An 11,748-nucleotide genomic window follows, 5' to 3' on the forward strand; every position below is an offset into this window, starting at 1 on the left:
TTCTGACACTTCACATCAATAACTAATTTTATTTTTGCATAGTGTTTTTGGTTAAGTGAATATCGATCGCATTTTTCTTTTTCTCAATCTTAACTTGAAAAAATAGTTTAAATTTGACTTTATTTTTTCTTGAGAGGGGATTTAATAAATGAATGCAAAACTCTCTTAATCGAATTATTATAGGTTCAGTCTTTTTTTGTGTCACCATTGCTGTGGCTATTGTTGGCTACATGATGTTTGGCTGGACATTATTAGAATCAACCTACATGGTTGTAATTACTATTTTTGGAGTCGGTTATGGAGAGGTAAAACCGTTACAAACCCCCGCAGAAAAAATTTTTACCATTAGTGTGATAATTGCAGGGACATCTTCAGCTATTTATGGTTTGGGGGGATTTATTTCAATGATTACAGAAGGAGAAATTAATCGGGCTTTAGAGGCTCAAAGACAAAGAAAAACTATTTCTAACCTAGAAAATCACGTTATTATCTGTGGTTTTGGGCATATTGGGCAAGTTTTGGCTCAACAACTAGAAGAAGTAGCTGAGAATTTTGTAGTAATTGATCATAACCATGAAATCATTGAATTAGCTAAAAGTCGTAACTACTTAACTGAAGAAGGAGATGCTACAGATGAGAACATTTTAACGAAAGTAGGTATTGATAAAGCCAGAGTCTTAGTAACAGTATTAGCTAGTGATGCTAGTAATGTTTTTATTACCCTCACCGCCCGTGAATTGAATCCTAACCTAGTTATTATCGCAAGGGGTGAGTTTCCTAGCACGGAAAAAAAATTGCGATTAGCTGGAGCGAATCATGTGGTTTTACCCGCTTCGGTAAGTGGCATGAGAATGGCAAATTTGATTACTTCTCCTAACACCAATGATTTTTTTCAACATCCCGAAGAGCAAAGTTATCTTAATGATTTACTTAAACAGTTAGAGGTGCAGATAGAGGAATTATCTGTTGCTGATACTTCTCCTTTGGTGGGCAAAACTGTTAAAGAGTTGGAAATTCGTGGAAAGGGGTCATTTTTAGTGGTGGCTATTAGGCGTTACAGTGGAGACTTAATTAGTCATCCTGCCCCAACTCTAATCTTAAATAGGGGAGATATTTTAATTGTTTTAGGGCATCAAGCGGATTTACCTCAATTTGCCCGTTACTATCGACTTAATCGCTTTTTATCGACTAATCAACATGGATAAACTTTGGGTATTGTTATGTACGGGGTTAGTTTTTTTGATGCAAGCGGGTTTTATGTGCCTTGAGTCAGGATTAACTCGCTCTAAAAATAGTATCAATGTCGCTGTTAAAAATTTTGCAGATTTTGGTATCTCTGTACTTTTATTTTGGGCTTTTGGCTATGGCATTATGTTTGGTGCTTCTCAAGGAAGTTGGTTTGGTGGAGATAATTTCTTTTTCTCTGCGGATACCCAAGGAGATATGACGGTTTTTTTCCTGTTTCAAGCCATGTTTTGTGGTACGGCTACAACTATTATTTCAGGTGCGATCGCAGAACGAATTAAATTCCTAGCTTATACTATAGTTGTGATCTTAGTCTCAGGTTTGATTTACCCTTTTTATGGACATTGGGTATGGAATAGTAATGGTTGGTTAAAACAATTAGGTTTCATCGATTTTGCTGGAAGCACTGTGGTACATGGTATTGGTGCATGGGTAGGATTAGCTACTCTGATTATCATTGGTTCTCGTCAGGGTAGATTTAGCGATAAAGGAGAGGTTAATAAAATTCAAGGCTCAAATTTACCTTTTGCTGTGTTGGGTGCTTTATTTTTATGGTTAGGTTGGTTAGGATTTAATGGCGGTAGCACTTTCGCTTTTAACAATCAAGTACCAAAAATTATTCTTAACACTGTATTGGCAGGAGTGGGGGGAATGATAATGGCAATGATTTTTTGTCAAGTCAAAGAAAAACGGGTTGAGGTAGAAGAATTAATCAACGGTTCAATTTCTGGTTTAGTGGCAATTACTGCAGGTTGTCATATAATACCTAATCCTTTGGCGGTTATTGTGGGCATAACAGGGGCGGCTATGGCTAAATTTGTTTCACAAGCCTTAATTAGAGCCAAAATTGATGATGCGGTGGATGCGGTGGCAGTGCATGGAGGTGCTGGTTTATGGGGTACTATTTCCGTAGCTCTATTCGGTGATTTAGCTTTGATGAAGATGCCTATCAGTCGAATAGAATTATTGTTAATTCAGTTGTTAGGTATAGTCATCGCTATGGTTTGGGCGTTTGGTTTAACTTGGTTAATTTTGAAACCTTTAAATCAGATTTTTCCCCTCCGAGTCTCTCTTGAAGCAGAAGAATTAGGTTTAAATGTAGCTGAACATGAAGCAAAAACAGATACATATGAATTATTAAACGTTATGGACTTACAAGCAAAAACCCATGATTTAACCTTGCGAGTGCCAGTAGAATCTTTTACGGAAGTGGGTCATATTGCTACTCGTTACAATCAAGTTATGGATGCTCTCGAACAAAATCACCGTCAAAATATGGAGTCTTTAGAAGAATTATATGCAGTTACGGCAATAGCCGTTTCAGCCGTAGAAAATAAACAGTTTTCCCCCGATGATTTTGATGCTTTTTGCGATCGCCCCGATGAATTAGGTATTCTTGCTCAGGCACTTCAACAAATGATTACAATTATAAATAATCAACAGGAACAACTACAAGTTTTAAGTGGTGAAACTCCAGAAAACTATAATCAAGAAACAAGAATTTTACAAGATACGGTGGTAGAAATCTTAACTACTCGTTTTGGGCAAATAACCCCCCAATTAAATGTCAGTATTCACAAAATAAATAATTTGACTGAAATAGCCGATTTATTGAAAAAAGCCATTTCTGCAAAATCTATCGATGATTTATAGTAATTCTTATTATGATGAGGCACACTATTTATCTGTATTCAGGAATAGGCAAAGTTAAAAGAAAGTTAAAAGGGCAAAGGTAAATAATTATTAATAACTTCTAACTCCTAACTCATTTCTCCCCAATACCCCAACACCCTAGCCTTATCCGATATTCATAAACTAAACTGAGGTTTAATACATTTTTCCCTATGGATAGGAAATGTTAAAATGATAAGTTAACAAATAATTACTAAAAAGCTATAAAAAGTAAATCAGCAGTTGTGAAGAGCGAAAATATCCAATTTGACAGTATTGAATCCGCCTTAGCAGATATAAAAGCAGGAAAAGCGATTGTAGTAGTGGATGATGAAAATAGGGAAAATGAAGGCGATGTAATTTGTGCCGCCCAATTTGCCACTCCCGATATGATTAATTTTATGGCGGTGGAAGCAAGGGGTTTAATCTGTTTAGCGATGACAGGAGAAAGACTCGATGAGCTAGATTTGCCTTTGATGGTGACAAAAAATACTGACAGTAATCAAACCGCTTTTACAGTTAGCATTGATGGGGCAAAACATCTTGGGGTGACAACGGGTATTTCTGCCGATGATAGAGCAAAAACGATACAAATAGCTATCAATCCTCAAACTCAACCAGAAGACTTAGCACGGCCTGGACACATTTTTCCTTTAAGGGCGAAAAAAGGAGGAGTTTTGAAAAGGGCTGGCCACACTGAAGCGGCGGTAGATTTATCTCGACTGGCTGGTTTATACCCAGCAGGGGTAATTTGTGAAATCCAGAATCCTGATGGTAGTATGGCTCGTTTACCCCAACTATATGAGTACGCCCAAACTCATCAATTAAAGTTAATTAGTATTGCCGATTTAATTAGTTATCGTTTAAAATACGATCGCTTCGTATATAGAGAGACGATTTGTAAGTTTCCCAGTCAATTTGGGGATTTTCAAATTTATGCCTATCATAATGCTTTAAATAATACAGAACATTTAGCCATTGTTAAAGGAGATATAAACGAGTTTTCCCGACAACCAGTAATGGTGAGAATGCACTCAGAATGTTTGACAGGGGATGCTTTAGGCTCATTACGTTGTGATTGTCGAATGCAGTTACAAGCGGCATTGAAAATGGTTGAAAATGCAGGATTAGGGGTAGTTGTTTATTTACGTCAAGAAGGTAGGGGCATTGGTTTAGTTAACAAACTCAAAGCCTACACTCTACAGGATAAGGGTTTTGATACCGTTGAAGCCAATGAAAAATTAGGTTTTCCTGCGGATTTAAGAGATTACGGTATGGGGGCACAAATCCTTAATGATTTAGGTATTAAACAAATTCGCTTAATTACCAATAATCCTCGTAAAATTGCTGGTTTAAAGGGTTATGGTATTGAAATTGTGGAGCGTTTACCCTTATTTATTGAAGCTAATGACTATAATTCCAATTATTTAGCCACAAAAGCAGAAAAGTTAGGACATTTACTTTTACAAACTTATCTTTGCACTGTTGCGGTTACATGGAAAAAACCTCTTAATTCTGCTACTAAGCGCTATGAAAAACTAGAAAATATACGTTATTTAGTGCGTAGTAATAATTTACTTTTACAGGAGGAAATGCGCCCGGTTTCTATTGCTTTATTTAGTCAACCATCAATGATTTTTCACTTGGGTTTTGATAGACCTAAAATGGTTGAATCTAACTGGTATAAGAATAAAAATCATCCTTATTTGAATGGAATTTTAGAAATAATTGATAAAATCCTTACTTGGGAGAATATTGATTCTGTGCAATTTTTACTAGCTGATGGGGATGATCCTATGTTGGGATTACAGGTAAGATTACAAAGAGAAAATATTTCTAATTATTCTTCTATTCAAGAGTTAACCACAAAATTAGAAACTCAAACAATTTATATTTATAAACAAGATGCCTAAAAAATAAAGGTTCTGACCCAGTGGTTATGATAAATTAATAGACAATAAGAGCAACAAAAATTATTATCACAAAAGCAATAGACTAAAATGAAAATTGAAATTTTATCTTTTACTATTTAAGAATCTCCTGTTGCCTACCTTAACCAATAATTTACACGACGAGAAGTAATAGAGCAAAAATTGGTGACTGTTGCCTGTTACCTACTTTAAGTGACAATTTTAGATCGAACTCAGGTAAATTAGTAAGAGCAAGATCAAAACTATAATAATTAATTAGTATATGCGTATTTTAATTATGGGAGGAACTCGTTTTATAGGAGTTTCCCTAACTAAAATTTTAGTTGCTCAAGGTCATGAAGTCGTACTTTTTAATCGGGGTAATAAACCTGCATCAGTTGACGGCATTGAACAAATACATGGCGATCGCATCAATGCTTCAGAATTAAAAGAGAAGTTAGCAGGACAAAAATTTGATGCAATTTTCGATAATAATGGTAGAGAATTAAAAGATACAAAGCCTTTAGTAGAGTTATTCAAAGATCAAATATCCCATTTCGTTTATGTTAGCTCGGCTGGGGTGTATTTACCATCAGAACAAATGCCCCATCGAGAGGATGATCCCGTTGACCCACAAAGTCGCCACAAGGGTAAATATGAAACGGAAACCTACTTAAAAGCTGAGGGTGTGCCTTTCACTTCTATTCGCCCTACTTATATTTATGGTTCTGGCAACTATAATGATTTAGAAGCATGGTTTTTCGATCGCATCCTTCGTAATCAGCCTATTTTGATACCTTATCATGGATTACATTTTACTCAATTTGGTCATGTGGAAGATTTAGCAATGGCTATGAGTCTGGTTTTGGGAAATTCTCAAGCAGTAGGACAAATATACAATATATCAGGCGATCGCTATGTTACTTTTAAAGGATTAGCCTTAGCTTGTGCCGAAGCGGTGGGGAAAAACCCAGAAGAAATTGAGATCAAATATTATGACCCTACCCAATTTAACTTAGGAAAAAGAAAGGCTTTTCCCATTAGAGTTCAACATTTTTTTGCCGATATTTCCAAAGCTCAACAAGAACTAAATTGGCAACCAAAATATGATTTGATTTCTGGTTTAAAAGAGTCTTTTGAAAATGACTATTTAGCTAATGGCAGAGATAAAGTCGATGTTGATTTTAGCCTTGATCAAGAAATCTTAAATAATTAGAAAAAGTAAAAAGGGCAAGGGGCAAGAGTAAAAAATTAAGAATTAAAAACTCCGAACCCCGAACTCTGAACCCCCATCTCCCTAATCATTACTTCTTATCATCATGAAAATTGCGATCGCACAACTTAATCCGACTATCGGAGATATAAAAAATAATCTTAAACAAATAAAAGAAACGGTTAATATTGCTGAAAAAAAAGGGGCAAAATTAATTCTTACTCCCGAATTATCATTATGTGGTTATCCTCCTAAAGACTTACTTTTAAATAAAAATTTTTTGGAGCAAATGAAAAAAGAATTAGAAAAATTTGCTCAAGAAATAAATCCCCAAATATCAGTTTTAATCGGAATTGCTGTTATAAATGATAGTGCAGAAAAAGAAGGCAAAAAACCCCTTTATAACAGTTCTGCTTTAATTAGAAATGGCAAAATTGAAACTTTTTTTCATAAACGTCTTTTACCTACCTATGATGTATTTGAAGAAGATCGCTATTTTAGTGCAGGAAATGAGGCTAATTATTTCTATCTTGATGATGTCAAAATAGGCGTTACAATTTGTGAAGATTTGTGGAATCAAGAGGATTTTTGGGGTAAGAAAAACTACACTACTAACCCTTTAAAAGACTTAGTTAATATTGACGTTGATTTGATTGTTAATCTTTCTGCTTCTCCTTATGTTGTGGAGAAACAAAAAATTAGAGAGAGAATGTTAATTTATTTATCTAAACAATATAAAAAATCCCTTATTTATGTGAATCAAGTAGGAGGAAATGATGACTTAATTTTTGATGGTAATAGTTTTATTGTTGATAAAAAAGGCAATATTATTAATAAAGCTATAAACTTTCAACAGGATTTAATTTACGTAGATTACTGCAAAAAAAATCAAGATTTAATCTCAGAAAATAAGATAAATTTAGTAAATACAAATAAAGAAGAAGAAATTTATCAAGCCTTAGTTTTAGGGGTCAAAGATTATGCAAAAAAATGTGGTTTTAAACAAGCAATTATCGGTTTAAGCGGTGGGATAGATTCTGCTTTGGTGGCAACTATTGCCGTTTCTGCTTTAGGTAAAAATAATGTTTTAGGGGTTTTAATGCCTTCGCCCTATAGTTCTGCCCATTCAATTACAGACGCAGAACAACTGGTCAATAATCTAGGTATAAAAAGCGAAAAATTACCCATTCAAGAAGTAATGAAAAGTTATGACTCTACTTTACACCCTCTTTTTAAAAATACAGAATTTGGTATCGCAGAAGAAAATTTACAGTCTCGTATTCGTGGAACATTATTAATGGCGATCGCAAATAAATTTGGTTATTTACTACTATCAACAGGCAACAAATCAGAAATGGCAGTGGGCTACTGCACCTTATACGGCGATATGAATGGGGGATTAGCAGTGATTGCAGATTTACCAAAAACCCAAGTTTTTTCTTTATGTCATTGGCTTAATCAAGAAAAAGAAATCATACCTCATAATATTCTTACTAAACCTCCTAGTGCCGAACTAAAACCAGATCAAAAAGACCAAGATTCTTTACCCCCTTACGAAATATTAGATGATATTTTAGAAAGATACATAAACCATCATCAATCCGTTACAGAAATAGAAAATTCAGGACACGATTTAGATACCATCAATAAAGTAATCAAGTTAATTGTAAGAGCAGAATTTAAACGAAAACAAGCTCCTCCCGGTCTAAAAATTACTGATCGAGCTTTTGGCACTGGTTGGAAAATGCCGATTGCCAGTCGCTGGATTTAATTGAACAAAAAAAACCTAGCCCACAGGGCTAGGAAAATGATTTAATTAAAACTCTCACAAATTTGAGAGTTAGCGGTAATTTTTATTAACTACACTTAGAATTTGAATACGGTACGAAGAACACCAACAACGATAGTATCTGTACCATTATTAGTATTGTTAGGATCGAATACAGCGTAAACACCGGGGGTTAAGGAAATATTGTCGGTTAAAGGATATTTATATTGACCTTCAACAATCCAAGATTGTCCTCTGTCACGTCCGATAGTACCATCAACACTTCCAGCGCGGGGAACTTGACCACCAGCTAATGTTAATACTGCTCCTTCTTTACCTAAGTCAATGAAAGAAACATTGGTATTCCAAGTAAATAAGTCTGCATTATCTCCGTTACGATTCGCACCAGTGCTATCAGCAGAGTGACCTTGAGCAAAAGCCCAACCTACCCATCCTGCGAGGTTCACTTTCTCAGCTACACGCCAAGTTGCTTGTAAACCAACGTTTTCAGAGGAAGTAGCCGCACCACTGAAAGGATCACGACCACCACGGAAACCACCATTTCTGTTACCAGAACCTAACGCTGCGATGTCGCTAGAAATGCCACTGCTGTAACGGCTTCCAGTGCTACCAGTTAAGTTTGCATCACCTTCAGCAAAGTAACTGTGCATATAAGCTATACCAAAGCTAAGAGTATCAGTAGGATGAACCCCTAACTGAACACCAGTACTGAAAGTACCATTGAATAAACCGTTTCCTTGAGAAGGATCAGAAGCATTATCTGCTAAGTAAGTAGCAGTAATATCAAAGTTTTTATTGAAAGCATATTTCAAACCAAGACCTGCAGTACCGGGTTGACGGTAAATGAAGGGGTTATAGCGGTTAACACGAGCTAAAGCACCAGTACCACTGCTTTCAGTGTAAGGGCTAAAGGTTTCGTAAATATCTTCTGCGGGCATTTCAGTACCTACCCAGAAAGTTGTTTTATCACCTAGCTTAGTTTTGTAGTATAAACGATCAAGAACGACGTCATTACCAGTATTCTGCTCAAAATTAAGACGAGCCATTTCAGTACCGAAGGCGTTACCTAGGCTAACAATATTACCAGCCGCTAAACGAGTTCTTAAGGTATCTTTACCAGTAAAACTAGTATCTAAAGTTAAACGAACTCGGTTGCTGAGAGTTACCTGATCTTGAATGTCATCAGGATTATCTCTTAATCTTTCTCCTGCACCAGTTGTGTAAACGTTTTGTAACTCTTGTCCATTAGCACCACCCTGAGCAACGGCGGCAATAATCACTTCCCCTTTCAACTTGGTAGTGGTGGAAAATTGGTGATCTTCTAAGAAAGCAACTCTACCTTCTAAGTTATCAACTCTTGCACCTAAAGCCGCTAATTCTGCTTCAAACTCAGACATTAAGCGTTTTAATTTTTCAATATCTTCTCTAAGTACAGACTCGCTGGAAGCAATTAAGCGCTCCATTTGTTGCATACAAGCGTTTAAACCTGCGGCGAACTCATAACGACTTAAAGCACGATTACCACGGTAAGTACGATCAGGGTAACCAACAATACAGCCATAACGCTCGACAAGGCTTCTTAATGCTTCAAATGCCCAGTCAGTAGGAGAAACGTCTCTTAGCTGAGATACAGATGTTACCTGTCCCATGGGCTGAGTTTCGTTGTACTGAGAAATTTGGTCAATAGTAGCTGTATCTACTTCGTTCGCATTAGCAGATACGGGAGCTAAACCATTGGATGCGATCGCCATTGCGATCAAAGCGGGAGTTGCGATTGTATAGTTTTTGACTAATTTAAACATAATTCTTTTAAGTTTCCTCACACCTTGAATATCAGTCTCTTAATAATTAATAGCACAAAGATTTACTTTTTTGCTATTTTTTCTGTAACTAAGATAACAACTTTTTTATTTTTTTGTTATCAGATAGCTATTATATAGTAAATAGGAAAAAAAACTATTAAGTAGCTGGAAAATAATGGTGTGTTTTTTCACCGTCCATCATAAACCTTTAAGGTTAAGACTGGTTTAACTTTGTCTTGTTTTATAGAATTATTAGGGCTTTATAATCTTTTGTATCGCAGATTTTTCAGCACTACGGAAACTTATGATTTAATGCTATTAAAATAACTGACCAATGGGAAAAGTAATTCTAATCTTTTTAATCAATATTTATCGACAATATATTTCCCCTTTATTTCCTCCTTCTTGTCGTTTTCAACCTACTTGCTCTCAATATGCGATCGCAGCTATTTCTACTTTTGGAGTTTGGAGAGGCAGTTATTTAGCAATCAAAAGAATTTTGCGGTGTCATCCTTTTCACCCCGGCGGTTATGATCCCGTTCCTTCCTCATTGGAGGAATTACTATTGAATAATAAAAAAAGGGCAAAAGGCAAATAGTTGATAACTGATAACTTCTAACTTCTAGCCCCGTTCACGACAGAAGGGAGTGCATGAGTACAGCGAACTCTCCGAACTAATCTCTCCCCAATACCCTAAGCCCCTAATACCCTAATACCTTAATTCTTCTATCTCAACTCCTCAAACTTTTACCGATCACCGATCTTCGATCGCAACATAAGGAATGCCTCTATCACCGACATAAACTTGAGTAGGACGGAAAATACGATTAACAGCTAATTGCTCTTTCCAGTGAGCCAACCAACCTGCAACCCTAGAAATTGCAAACATGGGAGTGAATAAATCTGGCTTAATGCCCAACTTACGGTAAACTAAACCCGAATAAAAATCAACGTTAGCGTAAATACCTTTATGACCCAGTTTTTCAGTAACTACTTTTTCCACTTCTAAAGCAATATCATAATATTCATCATGACCAGTTAACTCAAATAATCTTTCCGCCAATTGCTGTAATATCTTTGCACGGGGGTCTTTTACTTTATAAACCCTATGACCGAAGCCCATAATTTTCTTTTTATTTTCAATACAATCTTCAATATAGGGACGTACATTTTCCACCGAACCAATTTCTTCCAACATCACTAACACTTCCTCATTTGCACCACCATGTAGAGGACCTGCTAGTGTTCCCACCGCAGAAGCAACAACGGCATAAGGATCAGTTAAAGTTGAAGCTGTTACCATAGCAGAAAAAGTTGAAGCATTCATAGTATGTTCTGCATGAAGCATTAAGCACACATCAAAAATTCTTGCCTCTAAAGGTTCAGGTTCTTTTTCTGTCAGCATATAGAGGAAATTAGCGGCATAATTTAGGTTGTCGCTTGGTTGTACTGGATCATTTCCCATGCGCATTTGTGCAAAAGCCGCCACCATTGTGGGTATTTTGGCTAATAGGCGAACTACAGCGTCTCTAATATATTCTTCTTTGGCTAAAGCACGACGAGAATAGAATAAGCCCAAAGCGGCAGCAGAAGTTTGTAAAGCGTCCATAGGGTGACCACTTTCGGGAAAACACTTCATCATATCTCTAATATGGTATTTAATACGACGATGGCGTGTAATTTCATCTTGGAAGTTAGCAAGTTCATCTTTTGTGGGTAATTTACCCCAAATTAATAGATAAGCTGTTTCCAGAAAAGTGCTTTTTTGAGCTAGGTCTTCAATATTAATACCTCTATACTCTAAAATGCCGTTTTTGCCGTCCACGAAACTAATACTAGATTGGGCAACGGGGATTCCTTCTAATCCGGGTTGATATTCGCAAGAAGGCTTTGTCATGTTTATACCTCAAGAAAAATATAATAAAATCAAAATTGATGGAAAAATTAATAGATTTGCACACCCATAAAAATTATGGGAAATGGGAAATAGCTCTGATCAAAGGTTTAACAAAATAATTCACCTCTCAAAAATAATATTCATCTATATTTTGGTTATCCCGTGAGTTTTTGAGTTAAAAATAAATCATGGGGAAAGTTTATGATTACTATTATTAGAGG

General features: G+C 36.0%; 8 protein-coding genes. 6 read left to right on the forward strand and 2 right to left on the reverse strand.

The window, feature by feature from the left end:
• The first annotated feature begins 152 nt into the window (after positions 1-152).
• From Dongsha4_RS08245 to Dongsha4_RS08265, 5 genes are all read left to right on the forward strand, one after another.
• Positions 153-1,205, forward strand: coding sequence for a potassium channel family protein (locus Dongsha4_RS08245; RefSeq protein ID WP_330205194.1), 1,053 nt, complete (start codon positions 153-155; stop codon positions 1,203-1,205).
• Complete coding sequence (locus tag Dongsha4_RS08250; RefSeq protein WP_330205195.1) at positions 1,198-2,898, forward strand: ammonium transporter; 1,701 nt, start codon at positions 1,198-1,200, stop codon at positions 2,896-2,898. Before Dongsha4_RS08245 ends, Dongsha4_RS08250 begins: the two co-directional genes overlap by 8 nt.
• Positions 2,899-3,161: 263 nt before the next feature.
• The gene (ribBA, locus tag Dongsha4_RS08255) at positions 3,162-4,829 is read left to right on the forward strand and encodes a bifunctional 3,4-dihydroxy-2-butanone-4-phosphate synthase/GTP cyclohydrolase II (RefSeq protein ID WP_330205196.1); all 1,668 of its coding nucleotides are present in this window, start codon (positions 3,162-3,164) and stop codon (positions 4,827-4,829) included.
• A 280-nt stretch (positions 4,830-5,109) separates the two neighbouring features.
• On the forward strand, positions 5,110-6,042 hold the full coding sequence (locus tag Dongsha4_RS08260) for an NAD-dependent epimerase/dehydratase family protein (RefSeq protein WP_330205197.1): 933 nt from the start codon (positions 5,110-5,112) through the stop codon (positions 6,040-6,042).
• A gap of 103 nt (positions 6,043-6,145) precedes the next feature.
• On the forward strand, positions 6,146-7,810 hold the full coding sequence (locus Dongsha4_RS08265; RefSeq protein WP_330205198.1) for an NAD+ synthase: 1,665 nt from the start codon (positions 6,146-6,148) through the stop codon (positions 7,808-7,810).
• Between the two features lie 95 nt (positions 7,811-7,905).
• Here Dongsha4_RS08265 and Dongsha4_RS08270 read toward each other — a convergent pair whose 3' ends face one another.
• The gene (locus Dongsha4_RS08270) at positions 7,906-9,630 is read right to left on the reverse strand and encodes an iron uptake porin (protein ID WP_330205199.1); all 1,725 of its coding nucleotides are present in this window, start codon (positions 9,628-9,630) and stop codon (positions 7,906-7,908) included.
• 334 nt (positions 9,631-9,964) lie between these two features.
• Between Dongsha4_RS08270 and yidD the strand changes: the two genes are divergently transcribed.
• Positions 9,965-10,228, forward strand: coding sequence for a membrane protein insertion efficiency factor YidD (yidD, locus tag Dongsha4_RS08275; RefSeq protein ID WP_330205200.1), 264 nt, complete (start codon positions 9,965-9,967; stop codon positions 10,226-10,228).
• Between the two features lie 156 nt (positions 10,229-10,384).
• On the opposite strand, the gene Dongsha4_RS08280 is transcribed toward yidD, so the two are convergent.
• Positions 10,385-11,527 (reverse strand): citrate synthase, encoded by a 1,143-nt coding sequence (locus Dongsha4_RS08280; RefSeq protein WP_330205201.1) that lies wholly within the window; start codon positions 11,525-11,527, stop codon positions 10,385-10,387.
• Positions 11,528-11,748 lie beyond the last annotated feature (221 nt).

It is taken from the genome of Cyanobacterium sp. Dongsha4, from assembly GCF_036345015.1.
Classification (GTDB): domain Bacteria; phylum Cyanobacteriota; class Cyanobacteriia; order Cyanobacteriales; family Cyanobacteriaceae; genus PCC-10605.

Excerpts from the sequence above, each read along its gene's own strand:
- Dongsha4_RS08250 (WP_330205195.1), top strand. The coding sequence starts at position 1,198 with ATGGATAAACTTTGGGTATTGTTATGTACGGGGTTAGTTTTTTTGATG.
- yidD (WP_330205200.1), top strand. The coding sequence starts at position 9,965 with ATGGGAAAAGTAATTCTAATCTTTTTAATCAATATTTATCGACAATAT.
- Dongsha4_RS08270 (WP_330205199.1), bottom strand. The coding sequence starts at position 9,630 with ATGTTTAAATTAGTCAAAAACTATACAATCGCAACTCCCGCTTTGATC.
- Dongsha4_RS08245 (WP_330205194.1), top strand. The coding sequence starts at position 153 with ATGCAAAACTCTCTTAATCGAATTATTATAGGTTCAGTCTTTTTTTGT.
- Dongsha4_RS08260 (WP_330205197.1), top strand. The coding sequence starts at position 5,110 with ATGCGTATTTTAATTATGGGAGGAACTCGTTTTATAGGAGTTTCCCTA.
- Dongsha4_RS08265 (WP_330205198.1), top strand. The coding sequence starts at position 6,146 with ATGAAAATTGCGATCGCACAACTTAATCCGACTATCGGAGATATAAAA.
- Dongsha4_RS08280 (WP_330205201.1), bottom strand. The coding sequence starts at position 11,527 with ATGACAAAGCCTTCTTGCGAATATCAACCCGGATTAGAAGGAATCCCC.